This window comes from Streptomyces canus, from assembly GCF_001514145.1.
Taxonomy (GTDB): domain Bacteria; phylum Actinomycetota; class Actinomycetes; order Streptomycetales; family Streptomycetaceae; genus Streptomyces; species Streptomyces canus.
Genome location: NZ_KQ948658.1, coordinates 931,582 through 957,930, shown reverse-complemented (window position 1 = coordinate 957,930; position 26,349 = coordinate 931,582). Strand labels below are relative to the sequence as shown.

Sequence of the window (26,349 nt, the reverse complement as noted above, 5' to 3'; positions counted from 1 at the left end):
GGCCCAGGGTCTCGGCGATGCTTCGCGACTGGTCGGCCACCTGGCGCAGGACGTCGTCGCCGTACAGGCCCTGACTTCCGGTGAGAAACCAGATCTCGTGATCGGGGTAGGGGGTGACATCGGTGTCCATGAGGGGCTGCCTTTCAGGAAGATCAGGGAGATCAGGAAGATGCGGGGATGTCGGCGCGCAGACGCCGTAGCCGGTGCATGACCTCATTGGTGCCGCGGCCGAAGTAGTCGTGCAGGAGCCGGTATTCGGCGTAGAGGCGGTCGTAGGCCGCGGCGCGTTCCGGGTCCGGCTGGTAGACACCGCGATCGGCCTTGCCCATGGACCGGGCGGCCGCCTGGATGTCGGAGTACGCTCCCGCCGCCACCGCGGCGTGCATCGCCGCACCGAGAGCGGGGCCCTGGGCGGAGCCGATGACGCCGAGGGGACGGCGGGTGACATCGGCGTAGATCTGCATGAGCAGCGCGTTCTTCGTCAGGCCGCCCGCGATGATCAGCTCGCCGACCGGCACCCCCGAGGTCTCGAACGCCTCGATGATGGTCCGGGTACCGAACGCGGTGGCCTCCAGCAGCGCGCGGTAGATGTCCTCGGGCCGGGTCGACAGTGTCAGGCCGACCATCACACCGCTGAGGTCGTGGTCGACCAGGACGGAGCGGTTGCCGCTGTGCCAGTCCAGCGCGATCAGCCCGTGCTCGCCCACCCGTTGCCCGGCCGCGAGAGCCGTCAGGTGTTCGTGCGCGTCGCGGCCGAGGGCGGCGGCCTGTTCGGCGTACGCGGCGGGGAAGCCGGTGCCGACGAACCAGCCGAAGATGTCGCCGACACCGCTCTGCCCGGCCTCGTAGCCCCACAGCCCCGGCAGGATGCCGCCGTCGACCACGCCGCACATGCCGGGCACCGTCTCGTGGCGGTCGGAGCTCATCACATGGCAGGTCGAGGTGCCCATGATGGCCACCATCTGCCCCGGCTCCACCGCACCCGCCGCGGGCGCCGTCACATGGGCGTCGACGTTGCCCACGCAGACCGCGATGCCCTCGGGCAGCCCGGTCCAGGCCGCCGCCTCGGCCGTCAACCCACCGGCGAGGCCGCCGAGTTGGCCGATCGGGTGCTCCAGCTTCTCCGTCACGAAGTCGGCGAAGCCGGGGTTGAGCGCCTCCAGGTAGGCACGGGAGGGGTAGGCGCCGTCCTGGAGCTGGCCCTTGTAACCGGCGGTACAGGCGTTGCGGACGTACGTCCCGCACAGCCGCCACACGATCCAGTCCGCCGCCTCCACCCACCGCTCCGTGCGGTCGTAGATCTCGGGATCTTCCTCCAGCACCTGGAGGGCCTTGGCGAACTCCCACTCGGAGGAGATCTTCCCGCCGTACCGCGGCAGCCACGGCTCCTTCCGTTCGGCGGCCAGTGCGGTGATCCGGTCGGCCTGGGCCTGGGCCGCGTGGTGGCGCCAGAGCTTGACGAAGGAGTGCGGGCGGGAGGCGTACTCGGGCAGCTCGCACAGGGGTGTGCCGTCGGCGAGCACCGGCAGGACCGTGCAGGCGGTGAAGTCCGTGCCGATGCCGATCACTTGCTCAGGGCGCACACCGGCTGCCGCGAGCGCTGCCGGCACCGCGTGGCGGAGCACGTCGACGTAGTCGGACGGGACCTGGAGGGCCCAGTCCGGGGGCAGTCCCGTACCGTCCGGCAGTTCCCGGTCCAGGACCGCGTGCCGGTACACGTGCTCGGCCGTCCCCAACTCCGCGCCGTCCCGCACGCGGACCACCACGGCCCGTCCGGACAGCGTCCCGAAGTCGACTCCTACGACGCAGGGTTCGGGGTTCGTGGCTGTCTCTTGTCCGGCGTTCACCGGCGGCCTCCTCCACACTCAGGCGTTCGACATATCGATCTGCGTTCGAAGAAATGCGAGAGGGTCGGCGAAGTCCACCGGCCCGACGTACTAACTCCGACTCCTGCCGAAGTAACGAGCGCGCGCCCGGTCGAGCAGGATGGCGACGCCGAGGACCGCTCCCTGGACGACCTGCTGGTCGTAGGGGCTGACCTTGAGGGCGAGCAGGCCGTTGGTGATGAACTCCAGCAGGATCGCGCCCGCCGCGATCCCCGCGATACGGCCCTCGCCGCCCGACAGTGACATCCCGCCGACCACGGCGGCGGCGATCGCGGTCAGTTCCCAGCCGGCGCCGACCGAGGGGTCGGCCACGTTCATACGGCCGATCACCAGGATGCCGACCAGACCGGCGAGGGCCGCGCTGGCGACGTAGGTGGAGGTGATCCGGCGGGCGGTCGGGATGCCGGCCAGCCGGGCGGCCTCCTTGTTGCCGCCGACCGCGTAGATCTGGCGGCCCACGTAGGTGCGCTCCAGCACGAACCAGGCGACGGCCGCCGCACCGACGAAGAACAGGGCGGGGACCGGTACTTCGCCGAGGTAGTACTGGCTCAGGTTGCTGAACATCGGGTCGAGGTTGTTGATGGGCGAGCCGCTCGTGATGGCGAGCGCCGTGCCCTGCGCGACGGTGTAGGTGACCAGGGTGATCACGAAGGGCGGCACGTTGAGGCGGGTGACCATGACGCCGTGCCAGAGACCGACGCAGGCGGTGATCACCAGCGTGAGCAGGATCGCGAGGGGGGCGGGCAGGCCCTCGTTGACGTTCATCCAGCCGGCCAGGATGCCGGCCAGGCCGGCCAGCGCGCCCACCGACAGGTCGATGCCACCGGTCAGGATGACCAGCGCCTCACCGATCGCGAGGATCCCCACCTGCGAGAGGTCGCGGCCCATCACCTGGAGGTTGCCCACCGCCGTGTACGTCTCCGCGTTGGCGGCGATCGCCACGAACACCACCACGCAGGCGATGATCACGCCGGCCTCCGGGGAGGCGGCGAGTCTGCGGGCGAGGGTCGATGCGGCCGAACGGGACGGCGGCGCGACCTCGTTCGGGGCGAGCGTGGTCTGCGCGCTCATGCTGTAACTCCGTTCGTCACTTGGTGCTCATCCAGCGAGGAGGTGCCGGCCGCGGCCGTCATGATCCGCTCCTTGGTGGCGTCGGCCCGGTCGATGACCGTGACCACCCGCCCGTGGTTCATCACCGCGATGCGGTGGCAGATCCACAGCAGCTCCTCCAGTTCGGAGGAGGCGACCACGATCCCCATGCCCTGCTCGGCCGCCTGGTCGATCAGCTTGTAGATCTCCGCCTTCGCGCCCACGTCCACGCCACGGGTCGGCTCGTCGAGCAGCAGCAGACGCGGTTCGGCGGCGAACGCCCGGCCGAAGATGGCGCGTTGCTGGTTGCCGCCGGACAGCGAGCCGATCGGCTGCTCCACCGACTGCATCCGCACGTTGACGTTCTCGGTGATCTTCCGCGCCTCGGCGCGTTCCCGGCCCGGTGCGAGCAGACCCCGGGTACTGATCCGTTTGAGCACCGAGACGACGACGTTCGCCCGGATCGACGCGAACAGGACGAGCGACTGCTCCTTGCGGTCCTCGGGGATCAGCGCGATCCCGGCCGCCACGCCGTCACCCGCGCCCCGCGGCCGGTAGGGCGTGCCGCCCAGCAGCATCCGGCCGCCGGTCGAGGGCTGTGCCCCGGCGATCGTGTGGACCAGGCGGCTGCGGCCCGAGCCCATCAGCCCGGCCACGCCCAGGATCTCGCCCTCGCGCACGTCCAGGTCGACCGGTCCGAGACCGTCCGCGGTCAGGCCCTCGGCCTGGAGCAGGACCGGGCTCGTCGCGGGCGGTGCCTTCGGTTCGCCCTGCGCGACCTCGCCGCCGACCATCTCGCGGATCAGGCGTTCCTCACTGGCCTCGGCGGGTTCGAGGTCGGCGACCAGCCTGCCGTTGCGCAGGACCAGGACACGGTCGCTGATCTCCCGCACCTCGTCGAGGCGGTGTCCGATGAACAGCACGGTGCCGCCGCGGTCGGCGAGTTGGCGGGCCAGGCCGAGCACCATCTGGGCCTCGACCGGCCCCAGTGAGGAGGTCGGCTCGTCCAGGATCAGCAGCTTGGGTTCGCGGCCCCAGGCCTTGGCGATCTCGATCATCTGGCGGGTCGGCACCGGAAGGGTGCGGACCTCCCGGTTCACCTCGATCGTCTCGGCGGACAGGCCGATCTCCGCGAGCATCGCCTTCGCCTCGGCCCGCTGTGCCGTACGGTCCACCAGCAGCCGTCGCTTCGACTGGCGCGGGCGGCGGCCGAGGAGCAGGTTCTCGGCCACCGAGAGCTGTCCGACCAGCGGGAACTCCTGGGAGACCATGGCGATGCCGAGCTGCCCCGCGGCCTCGGTGGACCCGGCGGCGAGCGGCTCCCCGTCGATCAGGATCTCGCCGCCGTCCCGGTGCACCGATCCGGCCAGCGTGCCCATCAGCGTGGACTTCCCGGCGCCGTTCTCGCCGACCACGCCGATCACCTGGCCGGCGTAGAGGTCGAGTTCGGGCAGGTCGAGGACGCGCACCGGTCCGTAGGACTTGTGCACCCCCCGCAGCCGCGCGGTGACCGCGCGGTCGGGGGCGTTCTTCGTGGCCGTCATGCTCAGCCGATCCCGAGCTGCGACTCGAGGGACTGGTACGCGCTCAGGTCGGACTTGGTGACCAGGCCCACGCCGGAACTCAGGGTCGAACCGTCCTTCTCCAGGTACGGCTTGACGAGCGCCATCGTCTTGTCCTTGCCCAGCACCTTCTCCGCGGCCAGGATGTACGCCCCGGTGTAGCCCTGCTGGTACGGCATCTGCACGACGGTCCCGGAGATCACGCCGGACTTGATGAACTTCAGCGTCTGGGCGTCGGAGTCGTCGGACACGATGTGCACGGACGAGGTCTTTCCGGCCGAGGTGACCGCCTGCGCCAGCGCGGGACCGTCGTAGGAGTAGACGCCGTACAGGCCGTTGACGTCCGGGTTGTTCGCGAGGATGGTCTCCGCGTCCGAAGTGGCCGTACTGGCCTGGAGGTTGTCGTTGACCTTCTGGGCGACCGTGATCTTGGTGCCCTTGAGAGCGGCCTCGAAGCCGGCGATCCGCTGGGTGGCGTTGGAGGCGGTGAGGGAGCCGACCAGGATGGCCACCTTGCCCTTGCCGCCGAGCACCTGCTTCATCGCGGTGCCCGCCTGGAAGCCGGCGGTGTAGTTCGGGGTGCCCAGGTAGAGCGAGGCGGCGTCGGTGCCCGGCAGCGGGGAGTCGATCGCCAGGACGCCGATGCCCTTCTGGACGTCGGTGTGGATGGTCCCCGCGGCCGAGGTCGGGTCGATCGCCGAGATCGAGTAGCCGGTGACGCCCTGCGAACGCAGGGTCTCCAGCTCCGAGTTCTGCTCGGTCAGCTTGCCGCCGGGCGGGGCGAAGTAGGTGCACTTGCTCTTCGCGATGCCGAGGTCGGAGCAGCCCTTGAGGAAGCCGACCTGGCCGGCCTTCCAGTAGTCGGCGGCCACGTTCACGACCATCGCGATGTCGACCTTGGACAGGTCCTTGCCGGCCAGCGCGGACTTCAGCGCCGCGTCGAGCTTGGCGAGGTTCGTCTGGTTGAAGGTGACCGAGCCGGCCAGCGCGACCGGGGCGGCGGCCTTGGTACCGGCCGAGCTGGACGCGTCGGAGCCGCCCGCGCTCTTGGAGCAGCCTGCGGCGGCGAGCGAGAGGAGCACCGCGGTCGCGGTGGCCAGGGTGCGGGACCTTCTGGTGCGGAGCATGGGAATCAGCGCCCTTCTTGGCGTGTCTGGTTGGCGTGTCTGTCTGGTGTCTCGGGATGGGTGGAAACGCTGGGAACGCACACCTGTTCACGGGCATGCCGGTGCCGGGGAGAGGCGGGGCAGGTGTGGGGGCCACTTGGAAGCGGTACGTGGCGGAGGGCGCCGTAGTCGCCGGGCGGGGGGCTCATCGAGGTGAGCGCGGCGAGGGCGCGGGCTGTCTGACGGAGGGTCAGGACTGAGAAGGAGCCGGCCGTTCGGGGCGGTGGGCCGGGGTGGAGCCGTCGCGCGTCGGGGACGTCACGGCCGATCGCTCATGGTCGGCGCGGCGGCTGCCCGAACGGCAGGTGGCTCACAACAAGGCTTGCAGATAAGGGAGTTGTCATCGGAGCGTTAGCAGGGACGGGTCATGTCGGACTTTCCGTTCGGGGTCGCGGGCGGGTCGCCGAGGTCCGCACGACAAGGCTGGGCGGGATGACGATGTGGGGTCTCTCGCCGGATGCCGGGATCCCGGCGTCCGGATCACCGACGAGCTCGATCAGCGCGCGCAGGGCGCGGCGGCCGAGTTCGTCGAAGTCCTGGCGGACGGTGGTCAGCGACGGGCCGAAGTACTCGGCCTCCGGCATGTCGTCGAAACCCACGACGCTGATGTCCTCCGGCACCCGGCGCCCTGCCTGCTGCAGGGCCCGCAGCAGGCCGAGGGCCAGGTGGTCGTTGGCGCAGAACACCGCGGTGACCTCGGGGTCGGCGGCGATCCGACGGCCGTGCTCGTATCCGGTACGAGCCGTCCAGTCGGCGCCGGCCGAAGGGTCGGGCACGGGAGCCCCCCGCTTCTCCAGAGCGGCGCGCCAGCCGGCCTCGCGTTCCTGTGCGTCGAGCCAGGAACGCGGCCCGACCAGGTGGTGCACCGTGCGATGGCCGAGGTCGAGCAGGTAGGAGGTGGCCAGTTCGGCACCCGCCTCGTTGTCCACGGCGACCGAGACCAGCGCGGTGTGGGTGCCGCAGCCGACCGCGACCAGGGGCACGTCCGCCGGCACGTTCGCCAGTGCGCCCACCGCGGCGGTCTGCGGCGCGATGACGACGATCCCCGCCACGTTCTGGTCGCGCAGCCGGTCCACGGCGTCCAGCACCGAGTACCGGTCAAGGGTGCCGACCGCCGCCACGGTGACGGAGTACTCGTGCTCCCTGGCCGCCTGCTCGATGCCGTAGAGCATGCAAGCGGGGCCGTAGAGCGTGGTGTTGAAGCTGATCACCCCCAGGGTGCGGGTGCGGCGGGACGCCAGGGTGCGGGCGGCGGCGTTGGGCCGGTAGCCGAGTTCGCGGACGGCGGCGAGCACGCGTTCCCGGGTGCGGGGCCGGACGTTGGGGTGGTCGTTGAGGACCCGGGAGACGGTCTGGTGCGAGACCCCCGCGATCCGGGCCACGTCCGCCATCACCGGTGCGCGATCGCCGTCCATGTCCCGCCTCCTCACACGCCGTCGTGTTGTTGTCAATGGTCTGCTACTCCGGTGGGAGCGGCACGCCGTCGATCGAATTGTTAGCGCACACATTCTTCAGGGGCAAGGCAGCCCGGGCCCCTCGATCACGGGTTTTCCGGACTTCGACGAGCAAGCAAAGCACCTTGTGACCTGGCAGTACGTCCCAGCCGAACGCCCCTTCCGGCATCGCCGCGCACCCGGGTAAACAGACGGCACAGCTTTTGTTTCCGCACTCTTGACTGTTCGACCGTGTTGACCCGGTATTCATCGGGCCGTAAAAAGACGGTGCCACAAGAGCGGCCGTCCAGGTCGCCGACCGCGCGAGAACGGCACCCACACCAGTCCCCCACCCCGGACCGATCCGCCGCCCTGACCAGCAGTGACACTCCCCACGACGCTGCTCGATCCGCGGATCGCCCAGTCCGACCTCCCCCCTCCCCCACCCCTCGCCCTCCCGTACGGCTCGCATGTGCGCCGATCTCCGAGGGCCCGAAATGTTAGCGCCCACATTTCTGTCTCCCGGAGCACATGGCGCCGGACGAGAGAAGAACCCACGACGGAAGAGGTTCACCGTGACAGGTCGAGTGACAGGCCGAGTGAGCAGCCGGGTGAGAAGCCGACTGCGAGGCCCGCGCCGGAGAGGGCTCCTGCTGACACTGGGCGCGATCCTCACGCTCGTCGGAGGCGTCCTGGCCGGGGTCGTAGGCACCGCGGGCACAGCAGCGGCCGCAACCTCCCTGCCCTGCGACATCTACGCCTCCGCGGGAACACCGTGCGCCGCGGCACACAGCACCACACGGGCGCTCTACGCCTCCTACAGCGGCTCCCTCTACCAGGTCAAGCGCGCTTCGGACGGCGCGACCACCAACATCGGCGTCCTCAGCGCCGGCGGCTACGCCAACGCGGCGGCCCAGGACTCCTTCTGCTCCGGGACGACCTGCACCATCACCAAGATCTACGACCAGAGCGCGAACCACAACGACCTGACCATCGAGGGGCCCGGCGGCAACGGCGGCCAGGACGTCGGCGCGATCGCCGACGCCCTGCCGGTCACGGTCGGCGGCCACGCGGCGTACGGCGTCTTCGTGTCCGCCGGCGTCGGCTACCGCGACAACAGCACCACCGGCATCGCCACCGGCAGCTCCCCCGAGGGCGCGTACATGGTGACCAGCGGCCACCACGTGAACAACCGCTGCTGCTTCGACTACGGCAACGCCGAGACGTCCGGCAACGACACCGGCAACGGCCACATGGACGCGATCAACTTCGGTACGGAGTGCTGGTTCTCGTGTTCCGGCGCCGGATCGGGCCCCTGGGTCGAGGCGGACCTGGAGAACGGGCTCTTCTTCGGAGGGAACGGCTCGAATTCGAACAACAAGGGCAACTCCAGCGAGTACGTCACCGCCTTGGAGAAGAACAACGGCACGACCACCTACGCGATCAAGGGCGGCAACGCCCAATCAGGCTCACTGACCACCTGGTACAACGGCGCGCTACCCAACCTCGGCGGATACACCCCGATGCACCTGGAGGGCGCCATCGTCCTCGGCACCGGCGGTGACAACAGCAACGGGTCCGACGGCTCCTTCTTCGAGGGCGTCATGACCTCCGGCTACCCGACCGACGCCGCCGACAACGCCGTACAGGCCAACATCACCTCGGTCGGCTACACCACCCCCGCCGCGAACTTCCCGGTCACCGGCACCGCGTACCGCCTGACCAACGCCAACTCCGGCAAGGTCCTGGACGCGGTCAACTGCGGCACCGGCAACGGGACGTCGATCGACATCTGGGCCTCACTCGGCAACACCTGCCAGCAGTGGAAGTTCGCCAGCGCGGGCAACGGCCACTACACGATCAGCAACGTCAACAGCGGCACGGTCCTGGACGACAAGAACTGCACGCAGAGCAACGGCACGGCCGTCCAGCTCTGGGCCTCGCTCGGCAACACGTGCCAGCAGTGGGACGTCACCAAGTTCGGCAGCCACTACACGATCACCAACGTCAACACCGGCATGGCGTTGGACGTGGCGAACTGCGGAACGGCCAACGGCACGGCGGTCCGGCAGTGGCAGCAGCTCGACAACGCGTGCCAGCAGTGGAACATCGCGCCCTGACCTGACGGTCGGGGCCATCGCGGGCTCGTCGGCCCCTCCCCGCCGACGGGCCCGCGCTTCATCGGTTCATCTGGGTTCACCTGGTTACCTCTGACACGAAGGAACTGCGCATGCCCTCAGAAGCCGGACCGTCCCGCAGGACCGTCCTGACCGCCATCGGTGTCACGTCCCTGGCCGGGACCTTCGCCGGGTCCGTTCCCGCTGTCGCCGCGCCCGCAGCCGCAGCCGTGGCCGCTCCCGTGGCCCTCCCCGCCGCGGCCGCACACTGGAGCTTCGACGAAGGCTCCGGCACCACCGCCGCCGACGCGTCCGGCAACGCCCACACCGCCACGCTCCAGGGCGCGGCCGGCTGGGACACCGGCAAGGTCGGCGCCCACAGCCTGAGTCTCACGGCAGGCGGCAACGCCACCGCGTCCGGACCGGTCGTCGACACCTCGAAGGCCTTCTCGGTGGCCGCCTGGGTCAACCTCGCCCAGCTGGGCGGCTACCAGACCGCAGTCAGCATCGACGGGACCGTGGTCAGCGCCTTCTACCTGGGTCTACGAGACGACACCGGCACCTTCGCCTTCGCCCGCCTCGCGTCCGACGCCACCCAGGGAGCCGCCGTAGCGGCCGCTGCCTCCGCCCCGACCGCCGGCACCTGGACCCACCTGGTCGGCGTCAGCGACGCCACGGAAGGCGTCACCCGCCTGTACGTCAACGGCGTACTGGAAGGGGAAACGGCCTACACCGCGGGCTGGGCCGGCACCGGCGCCACCGCCATCGGCCGCGCGCTGTACGGCGGCGGACAGGTCGACCAGTGGCACGGCCTGATCGACGACGTACAGCTGTTCCCGACCGCCCTCACCTCGGACCAGGTGGCGACGCTGGCCGGAGTGCCGGTGGAGTCGACGACACCGCTGCTGAGCGTGGACGTGGCGAATCCCGCCCACGCGGTCTCCCCCATCCTCCCGGGCCTGATGTTCGAGGACATCAACCACTCCGGCGAGGGCGGCATCTACGCCGAACTGGTCCAGAACCGCTCGATGATGGCCAGCGACACGTCGCCGGTGCACTGGTCCGCGGTGGGCGCCACGACGCTGACGCTGGACACGGCCACGCCGTTGAACGAGGCGCTGAACCGCTCCCTCAAGGTGGTACTGCCGAGCGGTACGGGGGCCGGCAGCCGAGCCGGTGTGGCGAACGACGGCTTCTGGGGCATCCCGGTGCGCCCCCGAACCACGTACACGGCCCGCCTGTTCGCGAAGGCGTCGCGCGGGATCGGTCCTCTCACGGTGTCGATCGAGTCGGCGGACGGGGGAACGGTGTACGCCTCCGCGAGGATCGCGCACGTAGGTACTGGATTCCCCGACCGCCCCTTCGAACTGACCCTGCGCACAGGTGCCGGCGCCCCGGTGACGGGCGACGCAAGGCTGACCGTCACCACGGCCGACCCGACCGCCGCGGGCGAGACGCTGTGGCTCCAGCACGTCTCCCTCTTCCCGCCCACCTACAACAACCGCCCCAACGGCCTGCGCATCGACCTGATGGAGAAGTTGGTCGCCCTGAAGCCGAAGTTCCTGCGCTTCCCCGGCGGCAACTTCCTCGAGGGCAACACGATCGCGACCCGCTTCAACTGGAAGAACACGATCGGCCCGGTCTGGGAGCGCCCCGGCCACATGGACGACGCGTGGGGCTACTGGTCCACGGACGGACTGGGCGTTCTGGAGTACCTGCAGTGGGTCGAGGACATGAAGGCCCAACCGGTCCTGGCCGTCTTCGCCGGCTACACCCTGAAGGGCGAACACGTCACGGGCGACGCGCTCAAGCCGTACATCCAGGACGCTCTGGACGAGATCGAGTACGTCACGGGTCCGGTCACCAGCACCTGGGGCGCCCGGCGTGCGGCCGACGGCCACCCGAAGCCGTTCCCCCTGGAGTACGTGGAGATAGGCAACGAGGACTGGTTCGACGGGTCGGGCTCGTACGACTCCCGCTTCGCGGACTTCTACGACGCGATCAAGGCGAAGTACCCGCACCTGAAACTGATCGCGACGACAACGGTGACAAGCCGCACTCCGGACCTCATAGACGAGCACTATTACCTGGCCCCGTCCGCAGCCCAGGCCGCCACCCACAAGTACGACAACAGGGACCGCGCGTCGACGAAGGTCTTCGTGGGCGAGTGGGCGGCGCAGGAGGGCCGCCCGACGCCCGACCTCAACGCAGCGCTCGGCGACGCGTCGTGGCTGGCGGGTCTGATCCGCAACTCCGACCAGGTGCTGATGGAGTGCTACGCACCCTTGTTCTCCCACGTGAAGAACAACGTCTGGGCGACGAACCTGATCGCCTACGACAACCTCACCAGCTACGTCTCCCCCAGCTACTGGGCCCAACAGATGCTGACAAGCAACCTGGGAGACACGGTCCTCCCGGCCACGGCCCGCGCGCTGCCGGGCCTGGCGACGGTGGCCACGCGCTCCGGGAAGCGGCTGTACCTCGCGGTGGTGAACTACGGGACTCAGAAGGTGGATGTGCCGGTGGAGCTGCGGGGCTTGGCGAACGGGGTCAAGAGGAACGCGACGGCCACGGTCCTGACGGGGCCGTCACCGACGGCGACGAACACCCTGACCGAGCCCGACACACTCGTGCCCACTTCCAGGACGGTGACCGGTGCGGCGGCAACGTTCACGAGCACGCTGCCACCGCTGTCGGTGACGATTCTGGAGCTCACCTTGACCTGAGACCTGTATCGCCTCAGCCCTGCTGGATGTCGGTGATTTCCACGGAGAGCTCCGTGCTGCTCGCCGAAGCGGTGCTGATCAGAGACGGTCTGTAGCTGAGGCTGGTCTGGTTCGTCAGCTCGGCGGTCTGGATGACCGGCCCGGACTCGTCGCCGTGGATCTCGTAGGTGATCTCGTAGACGGCGTCCGGGTCGAGGTCGCCACTGCTGCCCAGGTAGGTGAGCTCCGGTTGCACGGTCACGTTGCAGCCCGCTGATCCGAAGCACTGCCGCGCGGTGGTGCGCAGGTCGATCGAGAAGCTGTCGGCGTCGACCGCGACGTACGTCGGTTCCGGGTCCGGCGCCCTGACGGGGCTGACGGGGCTGACGGGGCTGACGGCGTCAGCGTCCGGGACGCTCGATGCCGCGACGCCGGCCGGCTTGTCGTCGCCGTTCGTGGACCGCACGGCGACAACGCCTGTGGTGACGATCGCGGCGATCACGGCGGCGGCCGAGCCGAGGACGATCGCGCTGGTGCGGAGCCTCCTCGGCGGAGTCGGCACCTCGGACGGCGGGAAGGCGGGCGGCGGCGGAGTGGTGGGCGGTTGCGGAGTGGTGGGCGATGGCGGAGTGGTGTCGACCATCGTCAGTGCCACCCTCCCAGCAGGCCCGAACTGAGCTGGGCCATACAGATGTTGTAGTCGCCGGCCGCGTGGGCCTTCTTCGTCTTCCCGCCGACCGTGACGGAGCAGTGGATGTCCCCGGACCCCTGAAGCTGTGCCGTGACGTTGAAGTACATCGCGTCGTCGTCAAGGGGCAGGGTGGCCTCGAATTTGCCGTTCTCGAAGGCGCCGTCGCGGTTGTCGGAGTCGGACCCGTAGGTGATGTTGAGCGGTCCGAGGGCGCCGGCGCGCGCGGTGCCCCACACCTTGAAGATCACGACCTTCTTGCCGGTCTTCTTTTCGGCCTTCTCGTCACTGCCTTCGGAGGCATCAGCCGTCTCGTGGCCCTTCGACGTGGAGCCACCGGCCTTGGTGTCGTCGGCCCTCTTGGAGTCGTTCAAGCCGGAGCCACCGCCCGCGACAGCACCGATGAGAGCGATCAGAACGAAGAGACCGACGAGCCCGAGACAGCCCAGACCGATGACCTTCCCCGCGCCGGGCTTCTTCGGTGGCGGCGGCGCGAACGGCGGCTGTCCGAAGGGCTGTTGGGGGCCGCCCGATCCGGGCTGCTGCGGCGGGTACTGCTGCTGGCTCATGGTCCCCCCTGGGGCATATGTCGTGCAGTGCAAGGTGTGTGACTTGCACAGGCTCCGAACGGTTTCCTCAAACCGGATGGATTCACCTGATCGTGGTGAACTCACCGCAAATCGAACACCTTTGGCGTCCGGCCGAGAGGGGTCCTGCCGCCGCAGCCGATGACGAAGTCGGGTCGAATCCTGAGTAGCTTCACTCGAGCAAATCGACCGCAGGCTGGATCATCGACCACCTAGTCGCGCGGTCCCGGCCGTGCCCGTCGTCGCCCACCGTGTCGGCCGGCCGCAGGGACTGCTGGTCGACGATCACCGCCGTCGGCGTGCGGTTACAGGCGTACACTGCTGAGCAAATGGGCTTTTGATTGTTTTAAACGGGAAATTCAGGCAGAAGTGTCGTCAGAACTGTCGGATCCGGCGTCCGATCTGCCTGGGAGGTCCGCAGCGAGTGGCCGTCGGCAGCCTTGGGAGGCGCGGGCGGATCACACAGGCGCCAGGAGGAAGATTTCTCGATGACCCGGCGCGATGACCCGCGCACCGCGGCGGCCCGGGTGTTCGCCGAGGGCGGCGCGTTCGGCGAGCTGCTGTCAGGGATCGACTGGGCGGCGACGCCGCTCGGGCCTCCCGTCTCCTGGCCGGGGCCCCTGGTGGACAGCCTGCGCCTCATGCTCACCTCTGAGCATGGGATGGCTCTGTACTGGGGGCCTGAATTCGCCACGCTGTACAACTCGGGCTCCACACCCATTGTCGGCGCCAAACACCCCTGGGCGCTCGGCAGGCCCTATAAGGAGGTGTTCCCCGAGGTCTGGGCCCACCCCGTGAGCTCCCACTTCCACTATGTGACCGACACCCGCAAGCCCCTGCTGGTCCCGGATGAGCTGCTCATCATGGAGCGCCACGGCTTTTTGGAGCAGTGCTACTTCGACTCCGCCTTCCAGCCCGTGCTGATGGATGACGGCACCGCCGGCGGCGTCCTGCAGATCCTCACCGAGACCACGGGCCGGGTACTGGGCGAGCGCCGGCTGCGCCTGCTGAGCGAGACCGGCACGCGCACGGCCGGGCTGCCCACTCCGGGCGAGGTCGCCCGCGTGGTCGCCGAGGTGGCGGGCTCCTACCCCGACGAGATCCCGTTTCTGGGCCTGTACCTGGTTTCCGAGCCAGGGATGCAGCGGCCGGCGGCCTCCACCGGGCTCCGGTCGGCGCCCGAGACCGTCTCACTGAATGCGGCCGACGCGCCGGAGGCGGCGGCCCGGCTGACGCAGGTGGTCGCCGACGGTGCCCCGGCCACGCTCCCGGCCGCCGCGTTCACCGGCGGCAGCATGGCCGGGCAGCACGCCGCGGCCTCCCGGCTCCCGGTCGAGCAGGCGCTGGCCCTTCCGCTGCACAGCGCGGGCCGGGTGGAGGGCGTGCTGGTGGTGGGCGTCAACCCCTGCTTCCCCCCCGCCGGGGCCTACTACGACTTCCTGGAGGTGCTCGCCTCGGCTGTGGCCGGGGCGCTGTCGGCCGCGCTCGCGCACGAAGAGCAGCGCAGGCGGGCGGAGGCGCTGGCCGAGCTCGACCGGGCCAAGACCACCTTCTTCGCCAACGTCAGCCACGAGTTCCGCACCCCGCTCACCCTGCTCCTGGGCCCGCTCCAACAGGCCCTGGCCGACGAGGACCGGCCCGAGCGGCGCGAGCAGCTGGAGCTGGCCGAGCGCGGCGCCCTGCGCCTGCTGAAGCAGGTCAACACCCTCCTGGACGTCGCCCGTGCCGAGGCCGGGCAGACGCGCCCCGCCCTCGAGCCGGTCGACCTCGCCGGTGCCACGGCCGAGCTGGCCGGGGTGTTCCGGTCCGCCTTCGAGGCAGCAGGGCTGACGCTGGAGGTGGACTGCCCGCCGCTGCCCAAGCCGGTGCCCCTGGACCGGGAGATGTGGGAGAAGATCATCCTCAACCTGCTCAGCAACGCCATGAAGTTCACCTTCACCGGCGGCGCCCAGGTGCAGGTGGCCGCGGCCGGCGACCGGGCCAGGCTGACCGTGACCGACACCGGCACCGGCATCCCCGCGGACGAGTTGCCGCGCCTGTTCGAGCGCTTCCACAGGGTCCGCGGCGCCCGCTCCCGCTCCCACGAGGGCAGCGGCCTCGGCCTGGTGCTGGTCAAGGATCTGGTGGAAGCGCACGGCGGCACCGTCGGCGTGGACAGCCGCCTCGGCCAGGGCACCACCCTCACCGTGGACCTCCCCTTCGCCACCGCCCAGCGGCCCCGCCCGGCCCCGCCCGCGGCCGGCGCCGGATCCCCCGGGGAGATCCCCGGGGAAGGCGGAGGCGGCCGGCCCGGCCGCACCGCGGCCTATGTGGACGAGGCGCTGGGCTGGCTGGCGGCCGATCCCGTCCCCCCCGCGGCCACCTCCGCGGCACGCACCCCGCACGCCCCCGCGGCCCACGATGCCCTCCATGGCCCCGGCCCGCACGAATCCGACCGCCCCCACCGGGCCCGCCTGCTGGTCGTCGACGACAACGCCGACATGCGCGCCTACCTCACCCAGCTCCTGCAGCCCGACTACGACGTGCTGCTCGCCGCCGACGGCCGGGCCGCCCTGGAGATGGCCCTGGCGCAGCCGGTGGAGCTGGTGCTCAGCGACGTGATGATGCCCCGCATGGACGGCTTCGAGCTGGTCCGGGCGCTGCGCGCCGACCCGCGCACCGCCCGCCTGCCCATCGTCTTGCTCACCGCCCGCGCCGGCGAGGAGGAATCCGTGCAGGGTCGGCACGCCGGCGCCGACGACTACCTGGCCAAACCCTTCTCCGCGCGCCAGCTGCTGGCGCGTGTCCGCACCGGGTTGGAACTCTCCCGGCTGCGCGAACAGGCCCTGACCGAGACCCGCAACCAGCTGGCCGTGCTGGCCTCCCTGGCCGACGCGGGCCTGCGGCTGGCTGCCACCCTCGACCCGGACCAGATCCTGCAGACTGCCGGTCAGATCCTGCTGCCAGACTTCGCCGACCAGATCAGCATCCACCTCACCCCTGCGGCACCCGCCCCGGCGCAGTCGCCCGCGCCATACATCGCCGGCACCCCCCTTCTTGCCCACGAGGCCCTGGCCACCGCCGCCACCCGCGCGATCAACGGCACCGCCCCAGCCCCAGTCGGCCCGCACCCGGCGCCCGCCGCCGTGCTGGCCCTGCCGCTGCGCGCCCACGACCAGACGCTGGGGGCCCTGGTACTGGTCCGGCACACCGGCGGCTATTCCGCGGTCGAACACAAGTATCTGGAGAACCTCGCCCACCGCCTGGCCCTGGCCTATGACAACGCCGCCCGGTACCACAACGAGCGCCGCCTCGCCCTGACCCTGCAGCGCGCCCTGCTGCCCCACCGCCTGCCCCAGGTGCCCGGAGTGCGCCTGGCCACCCACTATCGGGCCAGCAACCGCGGCGCCGAGGTCGGCGGCGACTGGTACGACGTTCTCGCCCTGCCCGACGGCGCCGTGGGGCTGGCCATCGGCGACGTCATGGGCCACGACGTGGAAGCCGCCACTCTGATGGGCCAACTCCGCTCCGCCCTGCACGGCCTCGCCCTGGAGGGCGCCGGCCCGGCCCAGGTGCTGACCAGGCTGGACGCCTATCTGCAGTCGCTCGCCACCGACCGCTTCGCCACCTGCCTCTACGCGGTCTACGACCCCCACCGCCACCGCCTGCGCTACGCCGCCAGCGGGCACCTGCCGCCCCTGCTGGTAGCCGCCGACACCGCCTATCTGGAGCTGCCCCCGGCGCTGCCGCTGGGTCTGGGCAGCACCCCGGTCGACCGCGAGGTGGCGTTCCCGCCGGGCACCGGCCTGCTGCTGTACACCGACGGCCTGGTGGAGAACCGGACTCTGTCCCTGGACGACGGCCTGGCGGCCCTGCGCCGGACCTGCGACGCGCTGCCCGCCGCCGCCCGCTCCGACCCCCAGCGGATCACCGAACGGGCCCTGGAACTGCTGAACACCCCCGACCGGGTCGACGACGACGCCGCCCTGCTCGCAGCCACCGCCGAACCATCGCGTCGAACCGGCGACCCGCAGACCGACAGAAGTGCCGTACAACCGACCGCTACTGCTCGTGGTCGTTGCTGATTCAGGGACTTTCAGCCCTGTCTGAGGGAATTCCGAGGGACTTTCCGCCGCCCAATACTCCAGCCGTGGATCGCAATCTCGCTGGTCAGGGGCGGTGTGAAGGCAGCTGCGGTCTGCGCAGGGCCCCTCCCACCGGCTAAGATCTCAGGCCGACGCAACCGACGACATCAGCTCCTCCAGCTTGTCGAGGCCCTGAGTCCAGCCTTCCTCGTGAAGAGCTTGGCGCCGCTCAGTGGCGAAGTCGCCCTGGGTGAAGACCAGTTCGGCCGAGGTACCGCCGATGTCGCGAAGGGACAGCGTCACCACCGTCTCCCGATCCTCGGGATCGGGATCCTCCCACCGGAAGGTGTAGGACAGTCGTTCCGGAGGGTCGACCACAAGGAATTCCCCCACCAGGTAGAACCGATCGCCTTCCGGAGGCTGCATCGCGATCCGATAACCGCCTCCTGGCCGAAGGTCGCTTTCCACATCCGGGGTGGTGAACCCGTCGGGGCCCCACCACTTGGCCAATTCCTGCGGTTCGGTCAACGCTCGGAATACGACCGGACGCGGTGCGCGGAGGACACGTTGCATGTGCAGCATCAGCCCGCCATCGTGCGTCATCACGAACCTCCTCCGGACCGAAGGCGTCGGGATTGAACACTGCACTTATCCTATGTATCCCCGCCGTAGGCTGCGATCTCACAGGTCGGGGGCGGTGTGGGGGGCAGGTGCGGCCACCGGTGATCATCTCCCTGAGGATGATCCGCAGCAACGTCCTGCCCTCGTCGTCATCAATCTCCCGGATCCGCACACGTTCAGCCACGTCGTCATTCCGGCCGCCCGATGCCGCCCCGTCGCGACCGTGTCGCCGGTAGCTGGTCCTCAGCGTTGCATCTCAGCGGTCTTCCGCGGATCCTCCGCCAGAATGCGGTCCGTCAGCCGCCGTACCTGCTCCTCCACGGGGTGATCGCGGGTGACGAACAACTCGAACCGGTAGAGATCCGTACCCTCGCCTGGCCCCCGGACCTGGTGGAAGTCGACATCAACACCCTGGGGGCTGGTGAACTCCTCGGGGAGACCGGGCTCCTCACGTCGTGGCTGGCAATCCGTAAGAACGCAGCCCCACCGTTCGAACCAGCCGCTGTCCGCAAGCGTCTGCTCGAGGAGCCGGGCAACGGTGTCCACTGGCTCTTCCCAGCTACGGTCCGCAGCGGCCCGCGCGAGCTCAGCCTCGTACTGCGCACTGTCGAAGCGGAAGTCCGCCGGCACCGCTGTGATGTTGCTGGTGTTTTCCCAAGCGCCCCAGATCACCTGATCGCCCTCGCGGCGTATCGTGACGTACAGGGCGCCGCAGCAGCCCGCCGTGCAGACCGGCTCGGTGATCATGATCCTGCGGGGTTCCTCCGTGACCGCCAGCGGCCAGCTCTCGGCCGGCCCCCTCCAGTGTCGGCAGCTGAGCCCGAGGCCTTCCGGATGGACTTCCTTCAGGACGTCCACGCCGTCGATCAGAGGATGCACTTCGGCCCAGGGATCCGCCGCCCAGTCGTCCGGAATCCTGTGCTGCAAAGTCAAGGTGCTGATCGTCAGATGTTCGTCCACACCCCCATGATCGGTCGAGACCACGCAACCGCACACCCATTTTCTGGCTGTGCTCATCCTCGGCGAGCGCACCGCGCTCGGTCATCGTTCGTGATTCGGCTGAAGCTGCTCGAACCATGCCGTGGTCAGCGAGGCCGACGACCTACTCGCGGACGCCGGTCCTCCGGTAGTCATGCCGGGGCGACGGGGCTCGGGGGGTGCCGTAGGACAGAACCGCAGCCATCAGCAGAACCCTCATCGCCGTGAGCAGTTCGCGCGCCACGACACCGCGTTGAGCACGGGCGAGTTCATGCAGGCCTCCATGGGGATGCGAGGTCATGTCCGTGTGCATCCCCGCTCTGAGGCACAACCGCCTCTACCTCAGCCGAGATCCTCCAAGAGCAGGTCGAGTGCCGCCTCCTCGTGCAGGGCGATTCCCAATGCCTCCATGGCCGGGGCCAGTTCCGCGTCCCACACCGCCTCCGCACGCGGTCCGCTGAGCAGTAACTGCGGCGTGCCGTGGGCCTGGGCTCGGGTCGCGAGGTACTCGTAGTCCTCTGCCCCCATACGCCACGGCTCCGCGCCGTACCGCTCCACGACACGGTTGGCCAGCATGATCCCCGGCCAGTCGAAATCGCCGTGGTACACGAAGGCACATCCGGCGGCGGCCAGTGCGTCGAGCAGAGTGAGGACGACTGTCGTGGCGCTGCCCGAGGTGCAGATCAACGGTTCGCCGCAACCGGCGTCGGCGGCGGCCTCGACAACTCGTGGATTCTCACAGACATGGATGCGGGTGCGGTACGGCAACTCCATCTGCAGAGCACGCAGTTCACGCAGCGTGAGATGGGTCTCCAGGCAGTGGTCCGCACGTTCTCGCAGGGTTCTCTCGCCCCAGGTCGCGCCGATCGGGCGCAATCCATAGGTGAGCACTGTGCTGGACACCTCGTCGGGGGTGACCGAGGCGAGACGCCACAGGGCCCGGCGGCCCGGAGCGTCGGCGGGGAAGTCTGCGCGACATGCGAGGGCGATGCCGCGCAGGACCAGGCGGGACAGCAGAGTGCCGTCGTCCAGGCCGTGGGTCGAGCCGGTGGTACGGGTGGCCAGCTCGCCACGACCCCAGACAGCAGGGGTGGGCTGTGCGTCCGGGCCGGGTAAAGAGTGTGGCCAGGGCTCGGATCGCCAGTACCGGACCGTCGGCGTCACGCGTGAGGTGCGCGTCGGAACCCAACTCCCCAGCCGGAAGTCCACGGTCCTGCCCGGCCTGTCCCCGACCGTCCGGTACTCCGGCTTCGCGACAGACAGCTCGTTCGACTGCCCTAGGATCGTCAGCAATCGCTTACGCACTGTCATGTCATGTGGACGTACGAGCTTGGGGAGGCCCGGATTGGCTCGGGGAGAGCGCATCGCCGATCGCTACGAATTGCGCACTCCGATCGGCCACGGGGCGATGGGCGAAGTGTGGGAGTGCACCGACCTGCGTCTGAAACGGCAGGTCGCCCTCAAGTTCATCCGTCCAGAACTCCTCGACTCCGACGACGAACGGCAGCGCTTCATCAGGCGCTTTCGGCGTGAGGCCGCCGCTCTCGCCGGGGTCGACCACCCCCACGTCGCGACCGTGCACGACGCCGGTGAGTGGAAGGCAATGCAGTATCTCGTCATGCAACTCGTGCCGGGCGTGGCGACTGTGGCGGATCTCGTGGCGGAGCATGGTCCACTCACTGTGAAGGCAGCCGCCGCCGCGGGCGCGCAGATCGCCGCCGGGCTGTCCGCCGTTCATGCGGCAGGTCTCGTACACAGGGATCTCAAGCCGCACAACATCATGGTTGCTCCCGACGGCATCTTGAAGATCATTGACTTCGGTCTGGTGGCCGTACCCGGCGCTACGCCCACACGGTTGACCGCCGCCGGAGAGGACATCGGCGCACCGGACTATCGGGCCCCGGAGCAGGAAGGTGGCCCCTATTCCCACGTCGACCACCGGGCCGATCTCTACTCACTGGGCTGCGTACTGCACTTCATGCTGACCGAGAAGCCCCCATTCACCGCCCCGACAGCAGCGCTCGTCATGCTGGCGCACCGCAACAGTGCGCCCCCAACCTTCACGTCACTCCGCACCGACGTCCCACCGGAGCTCGGAGATCTGCTCGCCCGGCTCCTTGCGAAGCACCCCGACGAGCGGCCCGCCGACGCCGCCTCGGTGTACTCCCTCCTGGCCCGCCATGTCCCTTCGTCCGCACCTGACGCATCGTGGGCTTCCGTTCCGGAGGCGGGTATGGACGTCACGCGGCCGTTCCGGTTCCCCTCGTCTCCTCGACCACCGGCAGCCCGGGTCGACGACGAAGTGCGGGAGAGGCGATGAGGTACCAGCACATGGCGACAGGCGAGCTGATCGACGGCCGCTACGAGCTGGCGGAGTTGCTCGGCAGAGGCGGCATGGGCGAGGTGTGGGCGGCGTACGACCAGCGGCTGGACCGGTCCGTGGCGGTGAAACTGCTGATGCCGCAGACGACTGTTTCCGGGATGCCGCGCCACCTCGATCCGCAGGACCCCGCCGTCATCCGCTTCACCCGGGAAGCCCGGCTGATGGCCAAGCTGGAGCATCCCTACGTACCGGTCATCCATGATGCGGGCACCCATCGAGCGAGTCGGCTCTACCTGGTGATGCAGCGCGTGTACGGGCACACGCTGGACCGGCTGGTCGCCCGGCGCGGACCCTTTCCCGTCGAGTGGGCCGCCGCGGTGGGCGCCCAGGTGTGCTCCGTACTGGTCCAGGCCCACGGACGCGGGTTCGTCCACCGGGATCTGACGCCCCGGAACGTGATGCTCACGGCGGACGGCACGGTACGCGTCCTCGATTTCGGCATCGCCACCGCGCTGCAACCTCCGGACGGGCCACGGTTGACGGGCGCCGGCATGGTGGCCGGAACTCCGGGCTTCATCTCGCCCGAGCAGGGCAAGGGGCAGGCGGCGACCCCCCTCAGTGATCTGTACGCGCTGGGCTGCGTGCTGTACGAGATCCTGGGCGGCCGACCGCCGTTCACCGCCGACGAGCCACTGGCCCTGGTGGTCAAGCACATCGCCAATGACCCGGTCCCGCTGGACCGGCTGCGCGACGACGCGCCGGCGGAACTGTGCGAGCTGGTCTCCCGCCTGCTTGCGAAGAGTCCGGAGGATCGCCCGGCGGACGCGGCCGAAGTCCGGGAAGTCCTCGCGCCCTGGGCCGAGCAGGCAGTGCCGAAGGCCGCCCGCGCAGGTGCTCCGGGGCCCGGCTCGGCCACCGCACGTCCGCCGCGTGGCGGCGCAGAGCTTCCAGGAAATCCTCCTACGGACGAGGACGACGCACCCGCCCCGGAGGACGCCCCGGCCCCGCCACCCGCAGCGCCGCCTCCCGCCCGGACGCCGCAGCCGCGGTCCCCCTCGGGAGCCGGGTCGCCCGCGCCTCCTGACACGGAGGACCTGCGCGAGCACGCGCGACGCCTTGCGGCCGAGGGGCGGCTGTCCCAGGCGCTGGAGCTGCTGGGCAAGGATCTCGACGCGGCGCTGCCCCGCTTCGGCTTATCCCATCCGGAGGTCGTCTCCCGCAGGCTGGCCATCTTGCGATTGCAGTTCGAGGCGCAGGAACTGCAAGCGGTGCGCGACGGTTGTCTGGAGCTTGCGGCAACCCTCGCGTCGACCCGTTCCGCGCCGGACGCCGACCTCGCGGCGTGCCGGGTGATGGCCGCCCGCTGCCTCGGCCGTCTCGGACACAACTCCGCCGCTCTGCGGGAGCTTCGTCAGGCGCTCGATCTCCAGAAGGAGGTGCTTCCCCCTCTGCACGCGGAGGTATTGGAGACCCGCCGGGAGATCGCCACCCTCCTCGCGGGCTCGGGCTCGGCCGGCGAAGCCCTGGAGGCCCTGCGCTCCCTCGCCGACGATCAGCGGACCGCGCTGCCTGCGGACCATCCCGCGCATGCCGAGGTGGAGCGCCTGGTCGGCCGGTTGGGCAGACTGACCCGCACCCTCCATCTCCCGCAGTAAGCCCGGCCGAGGTCCATCGCAACCGAAAAGCATCTGCGTGAACTAAGTCAACGAATGAATCACTCGCTAGTATGAGGCGCTCCGGTAGGCACCGCGTCTCGCCGATAGTGGAGGATGTCCGCATGCCCGGTACCACCCGTACTTCCGAAGCCTCCACAATCGTCGCGCCGCCCAAGGAGAACGCTCTCGTCCAGGTGCGCGGCCAGAACTGGGTGGTGTCCGGCGTCGAAGCCGCCCCGACGGGCGATGTCACGGTGGTGCACCTGCAGTCCGTCGCCGACGGCCGCTACGGCGACACCCTGTCCGTCATATGGGAGGTCGAGCCGGGACGCCGCGTGCTGCCCGCCGGCTCCCTTCCCGATGCCTCCGCGGGGGCGTTCGACCCGCCGGAGCAGCTCGCGGCCTTCCTCGACGCCGTCCGCTGGTCCGCCGTCGCCTCAGCCGACGTCAAGACACTCCAGGCACCCTTCCGTTCAGGAGTGGCCATCGAGCCGTATCAGCTGGAGCCGGTCGCACGCGCCGTCGGTGCCCCTCGCGTCAACCTGTTGCTAGCCGACGACGTCGGTCTCGGCAAGACCGTGGAGGCCGGACTGGTCGCCGAGGAGCTGCGGCTGCGCGGTCGGGCCCACCGCATCATGGTCGTCTGCCCGGCGGGGCTCACCCTCAAGTGGCGCGATGAGATGGCGGACAAGTTCGGCCTCGACTTCACCGTGGTCGACTCGGCCTGCTGCGCCGAGCTTCGCCGTACCCACAGCAGCGCTGCCAACCCGTTCCGGGTGTTCCCGATGACCATCGTGAGCCTTCCCTGGCTGCGTACGCCCAAGGCGCAGAGACTCATCGACGAGGTTCTGCCGCCCGGCGGGTCCACGGAGCTGCCGGGCCGCCCCGGACGCCGTACCTTCGACCTGCTGATCCTGGACGAGGCGCACCACGTCGCCCCCAGCGCGCCCAAGCAGATCTACGCCGTCGACTCCCAGCAGACCAAGCTGATCCGGCGCCTCGCCCCCCACTTCGAGCACCGGCTCTTCCTCTCCGCCACCCCGCACAACGGCTACCAGGACTCCTACACGGCGCTGCTGGAGCTCATCGACAACCAGCGCTTCTTCCGCAGCGTCGAGCCGGACAAGGCCGCCCTCGACGACACCGTCGTACGGCGTCTGAAGAGCACCGTGACCAACGAGGACGGCAGCCCGCGCTTCCACGCCCGCGAGTCCCAGGCGCTGCCCGTCGAGTATCCGGACACCGAACGGGAGATCCACGCCCTCCTCACCCGCTACGCCGAGCTGCGCAGGAAGCGCGTCGCTCCCGACCGGCGCGGCGGCCGGAAGGCCGTCGACCTGGTCACCCTGCTGCTGAAGAAGCGGCTGTTCTCCTCCCCCGCCGCCTTCGCGCACACGGTCGGCGTCCACCTCGAATCGGTGCGCGCCAAGGCGAAGTCCGGCAGGAACAAGGAAGTTCAGGCCCCGGTGGAAACCCCACTGTGGATCACTCAGTACGAGGACTACGCCGCCGACCTCGACGACGAGGAGCTCTCCGAGGCCGAGCACGACGCGATCACCCGCGCCGCCACGGTCACCCCGGGAACGTCCGAGGAAGAGTCCGAGCTGCTGGAGCGGATGGCCCACTGGGGCCAGGCCCACCAGGCATCCCCCGATGCCAAGGCCAAGGAGCTCATCAAGACCCTCAGGGCCATCTGCCTCACCGGCGGGACGTGGGGGACGGAGCGGGTCGTCGTCTTCACCGAGTACCGCGACACCCAGGACTGGCTGCTGAACCTCCTCCAGCAGGAGGGCCTCGCCCAGGAGGGCCGCGTCCTCACCCTCCACGGTGGGAAGAACGCCGACGAGCGCGAGCAGATCCGGCTCGCCTTCCAGGAGCCGCCCCACAACCCGGAGGGCAAGGTCCGCATCCTCATCGCCACCGACGCCGCCAGCGAGGGCATCGACCTCCAGGACCACTGCCGGCACCTGATCAACTACGACATCCCGTTCAACCCCAACAAGCTCGAACAGCGCATCGGCCGTATCGACCGCTACGGCCAGCGTCACAACCCGCAGATCATGCACTTCGTCGGTGCCGCCTGGGACAAGGCCAGGACCGATGTGTACGAGGCCGACCTGGAGTTCCTCGCCCGTATCGCGAGAAAGGTCGCGCGGATGGAGGAGGACCTCGGCGAGGTCAACGCCGTGCTCGCCGAGAAGGTTCAGCTCCGGATGACCGGGCAGCTCAGCGACTTCGACATCGAGCACGCCCGTGCCCGGAAGATCAAGGGCCGTCCCACCGGCGGCAAGGTGGACGCCGAGCAGAACGTCACCGAGCAGGTGCGGCGGCTCAGCGCCCAGCTGAAGCAGACCACCGACGAACTCGGCATCACCCCGGACCGGGTCGCCCGCGTCGTGAACACGGCGCTGAACCTGGCACGGCAGCAGCCCCTCGTGCCGTGCCTCGACGAGAACGCGCCGTCCGAGGACGACTTCCGGCAGGGACTGTTCACCGTGCCGCCCCTGACCGGTTCCTGGGAGCGCGCCACCCGCGGCCTGCCCGACAAGCTCCGCCCCGACGTCCTACGCCCGGTGACGTTCGACGCGAAGGCGGCCTCGGGACGCCCCGACATCGTGCTGGCCCATCTGAACCATCCGCTGGTCGCCATGTCGACGCGGCTGCTGCGCGCGGCCGTGTGGAACGCGAACAACGTCGACCTGCGCCGGATCACGGCCGTCGTCAGCGACGACCCCGCCCTGGAGACCACTTTCGTCGGCGCGTACGCCCGATTCGTGCTGGTCGGCACGGACGGGCAGCGCCTCCACGAGGAGATCCTGCACGCGGGCGGCTGGCTCGGCGACAACGGCTGGCAGCGGCGACTGCGCGGTGTGGAGGCGGTCGCCTCGATCCTCGACCACGCACTCACCGAGGGCCGCCCCGCCAAGGAGCGCCTGATCCACCGTCTGCAGCAGAGCTGGTCGAAGACGTACGAGGGCCTCACCCAGTCCGTCGAGGCGCGCGGCAAGGAGCGCAAGGCATCCCTGATGGACCGGCTGGCCGAGCGCCAGGCCGACGAGGAGCAGCGCATCAACGGCACCCTCGACCGCCTCCAGCGCACCCTGCGCGCCCGGCTCGGCGAGACCTCCTCCGGCACAGCGACCTCCCCTGCGGGCGGGATGGACACGCTCTTCGGTCTGGACGAGCTGAAGGACCCCGACGAGCGCCGCCAGCTCACCGACGACCGCAAGCGCTGGCGGGCCCGGCTCGACGGCCTTGAGGACGAGCGTCAGCGCGAACTCGCCGCGATCGCCGCCCGCTACCGCGATCCGCAGGACCACCTCTTCCCGGTCGCCGTCGTCTTCGTCATCCCTGCCAAGGAGGCCTACTGATGAGCCCCGCGCCCCGCTCCGGAGGCCACCGTCCCTCCGCCGCCGCGATCCGTGCCGCGAAGGCGTCCGACGGCAAGCAGCAGCACCTGGACTGGCTGAACCTC

18 protein-coding genes are annotated in these 26,349 nt (G+C 69.8%); 6 read left to right on the top strand and 12 right to left on the bottom strand.

The genetic code is table 11. The annotated features are described in order from the left end of the window. The 6 genes from AQJ46_RS54190 to AQJ46_RS13640 form a co-directional block, all read right to left on the bottom strand. On the bottom strand, nucleotides 1-130 hold a 130-nt coding region (locus AQJ46_RS54190), incomplete at its 3' end, for a hypothetical protein (protein ID WP_159064025.1). Between the two features lie 31 nt (nucleotides 131-161). Then, the gene (araB, locus tag AQJ46_RS13660; protein ID WP_059205807.1) at nucleotides 162-1,847 is read right to left on the bottom strand and encodes a ribulokinase; all 1,686 of its coding nucleotides are present in this window, start codon (nucleotides 1,845-1,847) and stop codon (nucleotides 162-164) included. A gap of 90 nt (nucleotides 1,848-1,937) precedes the next feature. Further along, nucleotides 1,938-2,957 (bottom strand): ABC transporter permease, encoded by a 1,020-nt coding sequence (locus AQJ46_RS13655; protein ID WP_059205806.1) that lies wholly within the window; start codon nucleotides 2,955-2,957, stop codon nucleotides 1,938-1,940. Beyond that, on the bottom strand, nucleotides 2,954-4,519 hold the full coding sequence (locus AQJ46_RS13650; protein WP_059205805.1) for a sugar ABC transporter ATP-binding protein: 1,566 nt from the start codon (nucleotides 4,517-4,519) through the stop codon (nucleotides 2,954-2,956). Before AQJ46_RS13650 ends, AQJ46_RS13655 begins: the two co-directional genes overlap by 4 nt. 2 nt (nucleotides 4,520-4,521) lie before the next feature. Further along, nucleotides 4,522-5,664: a substrate-binding domain-containing protein gene (locus tag AQJ46_RS13645; RefSeq protein WP_057613894.1), complete on the bottom strand. Its 1,143-nt coding sequence runs from the start codon at nucleotides 5,662-5,664 to the stop codon at nucleotides 4,522-4,524. Between the two features lie 404 nt (nucleotides 5,665-6,068). After that, nucleotides 6,069-7,118 carry a LacI family DNA-binding transcriptional regulator gene (locus AQJ46_RS13640; RefSeq protein WP_225887317.1) on the bottom strand — a complete coding sequence of 350 codons (1,050 nt, stop codon included), beginning with the start codon at nucleotides 7,116-7,118 and terminating at the stop codon, nucleotides 6,069-6,071. A gap of 593 nt (nucleotides 7,119-7,711) precedes the next feature. Here AQJ46_RS13640 and AQJ46_RS13635 point away from each other — a divergent pair. Together AQJ46_RS13635 and AQJ46_RS13630 are read left to right on the top strand one after the other, a co-directional pair. After that, nucleotides 7,712-9,256 (top strand): arabinofuranosidase catalytic domain-containing protein, encoded by a 1,545-nt coding sequence (locus AQJ46_RS13635; RefSeq protein ID WP_404828428.1) that lies wholly within the window; start codon nucleotides 7,712-7,714, stop codon nucleotides 9,254-9,256. A gap of 110 nt (nucleotides 9,257-9,366) precedes the next feature. After that, complete coding sequence (locus AQJ46_RS13630) at nucleotides 9,367-11,979, top strand: LamG-like jellyroll fold domain-containing protein (protein ID WP_059205803.1); 2,613 nt, start codon at nucleotides 9,367-9,369, stop codon at nucleotides 11,977-11,979. 13 nt (nucleotides 11,980-11,992) lie between these two features. On the opposite strand, the gene AQJ46_RS13625 is transcribed toward AQJ46_RS13630, so the two are convergent. Next, nucleotides 11,993-12,601: a hypothetical protein gene (locus tag AQJ46_RS13625; RefSeq protein ID WP_059205802.1), complete on the bottom strand. Its 609-nt coding sequence runs from the start codon at nucleotides 12,599-12,601 to the stop codon at nucleotides 11,993-11,995. A 2-nt stretch (nucleotides 12,602-12,603) separates the two neighbouring features. Next, nucleotides 12,604-13,215 carry a hypothetical protein gene (locus AQJ46_RS57215; RefSeq protein WP_225887316.1) on the bottom strand — a complete coding sequence of 204 codons (612 nt, stop codon included), beginning with the start codon at nucleotides 13,213-13,215 and terminating at the stop codon, nucleotides 12,604-12,606. Between the two features lie 506 nt (nucleotides 13,216-13,721). Here AQJ46_RS57215 and AQJ46_RS13615 point away from each other — a divergent pair. Then, entirely contained in the window at nucleotides 13,722-17,297 is a 3,576-nt protein-coding gene (locus AQJ46_RS13615) for a SpoIIE family protein phosphatase (RefSeq protein WP_059205801.1), read from the top strand. A gap of 144 nt (nucleotides 17,298-17,441) precedes the next feature. Here AQJ46_RS13615 and AQJ46_RS13610 read toward each other — a convergent pair whose 3' ends face one another. The 4 genes from AQJ46_RS13610 to AQJ46_RS52125 all read right to left on the bottom strand — a co-directional run bounded on the left by AQJ46_RS13610 (nucleotide 17,442) and on the right by AQJ46_RS52125 (nucleotide 20,060). Continuing rightward, complete coding sequence (locus AQJ46_RS13610; RefSeq protein ID WP_225887315.1) at nucleotides 17,442-17,900, bottom strand: SRPBCC family protein; 459 nt, start codon at nucleotides 17,898-17,900, stop codon at nucleotides 17,442-17,444. 261 nt (nucleotides 17,901-18,161) lie between these two features. Beyond that, nucleotides 18,162-18,878: a hypothetical protein gene (locus AQJ46_RS13605; RefSeq protein ID WP_059205870.1), complete on the bottom strand. Its 717-nt coding sequence runs from the start codon at nucleotides 18,876-18,878 to the stop codon at nucleotides 18,162-18,164. Between the two features lie 142 nt (nucleotides 18,879-19,020). Next, nucleotides 19,021-19,197, bottom strand: a complete 177-nt coding sequence (locus AQJ46_RS13600) for a hypothetical protein (protein WP_159064024.1) — start codon at nucleotides 19,195-19,197, stop codon at nucleotides 19,021-19,023. A gap of 41 nt (nucleotides 19,198-19,238) precedes the next feature. Next, complete coding sequence (locus tag AQJ46_RS52125) at nucleotides 19,239-20,060, bottom strand: DUF2399 domain-containing protein (protein ID WP_225887314.1); 822 nt, start codon at nucleotides 20,058-20,060, stop codon at nucleotides 19,239-19,241. Between the two features lie 181 nt (nucleotides 20,061-20,241). Between AQJ46_RS52125 and AQJ46_RS13590 the strand changes: the two genes are divergently transcribed. The 3 genes from AQJ46_RS13590 (at nucleotide 20,242) to drmD (ending at nucleotide 26,245) form a co-directional block, all read left to right on the top strand. Next, nucleotides 20,242-21,216, top strand: a complete 975-nt coding sequence (locus AQJ46_RS13590; RefSeq protein ID WP_208616922.1) for a serine/threonine-protein kinase — start codon at nucleotides 20,242-20,244, stop codon at nucleotides 21,214-21,216. Next, nucleotides 21,213-22,874, top strand: coding sequence for a serine/threonine-protein kinase (locus AQJ46_RS13585; RefSeq protein WP_059205797.1), 1,662 nt, complete (start codon nucleotides 21,213-21,215; stop codon nucleotides 22,872-22,874). Before AQJ46_RS13590 ends, AQJ46_RS13585 begins: the two co-directional genes overlap by 4 nt. Before the next feature lie 122 nt (nucleotides 22,875-22,996). Further along, complete coding sequence (gene drmD, locus AQJ46_RS13580) at nucleotides 22,997-26,245, top strand: DISARM system SNF2-like helicase DrmD (RefSeq protein WP_059205796.1); 3,249 nt, start codon at nucleotides 22,997-22,999, stop codon at nucleotides 26,243-26,245. Nucleotides 26,246-26,349 lie beyond the last annotated feature (104 nt).

Excerpts from the sequence above, each read along its gene's own strand:
- AQJ46_RS13655 (WP_059205806.1), bottom strand. The coding sequence starts at position 2,957 with ATGAGCGCGCAGACCACGCTCGCCCCGAACGAGGTCGCGCCGCCGTCC.
- AQJ46_RS13650 (WP_059205805.1), bottom strand. The coding sequence starts at position 4,519 with ATGACGGCCACGAAGAACGCCCCCGACCGCGCGGTCACCGCGCGGCTG.
- AQJ46_RS13645 (WP_057613894.1), bottom strand. The coding sequence starts at position 5,664 with ATGCTCCGCACCAGAAGGTCCCGCACCCTGGCCACCGCGACCGCGGTG.
- AQJ46_RS13640 (WP_225887317.1), bottom strand. The coding sequence starts at position 7,118 with ATGGACGGCGATCGCGCACCGGTGATGGCGGACGTGGCCCGGATCGCG.
- AQJ46_RS13630 (WP_059205803.1), top strand. The coding sequence starts at position 9,367 with ATGCCCTCAGAAGCCGGACCGTCCCGCAGGACCGTCCTGACCGCCATC.
- AQJ46_RS13625 (WP_059205802.1), bottom strand. The coding sequence starts at position 12,601 with ATGGTCGACACCACTCCGCCATCGCCCACCACTCCGCAACCGCCCACC.
- AQJ46_RS57215 (WP_225887316.1), bottom strand. The coding sequence starts at position 13,215 with ATGAGCCAGCAGCAGTACCCGCCGCAGCAGCCCGGATCGGGCGGCCCC.
- AQJ46_RS13615 (WP_059205801.1), top strand. The coding sequence starts at position 13,722 with ATGACCCGGCGCGATGACCCGCGCACCGCGGCGGCCCGGGTGTTCGCC.
- AQJ46_RS13610 (WP_225887315.1), bottom strand. The coding sequence starts at position 17,900 with ATGACGCACGATGGCGGGCTGATGCTGCACATGCAACGTGTCCTCCGC.
- AQJ46_RS13600 (WP_159064024.1), bottom strand. The coding sequence starts at position 19,197 with ATGACCTCGCATCCCCATGGAGGCCTGCATGAACTCGCCCGTGCTCAA.
- AQJ46_RS13585 (WP_059205797.1), top strand. The coding sequence starts at position 21,213 with ATGAGGTACCAGCACATGGCGACAGGCGAGCTGATCGACGGCCGCTAC.
- drmD (WP_059205796.1), top strand. The coding sequence starts at position 22,997 with ATGCCCGGTACCACCCGTACTTCCGAAGCCTCCACAATCGTCGCGCCG.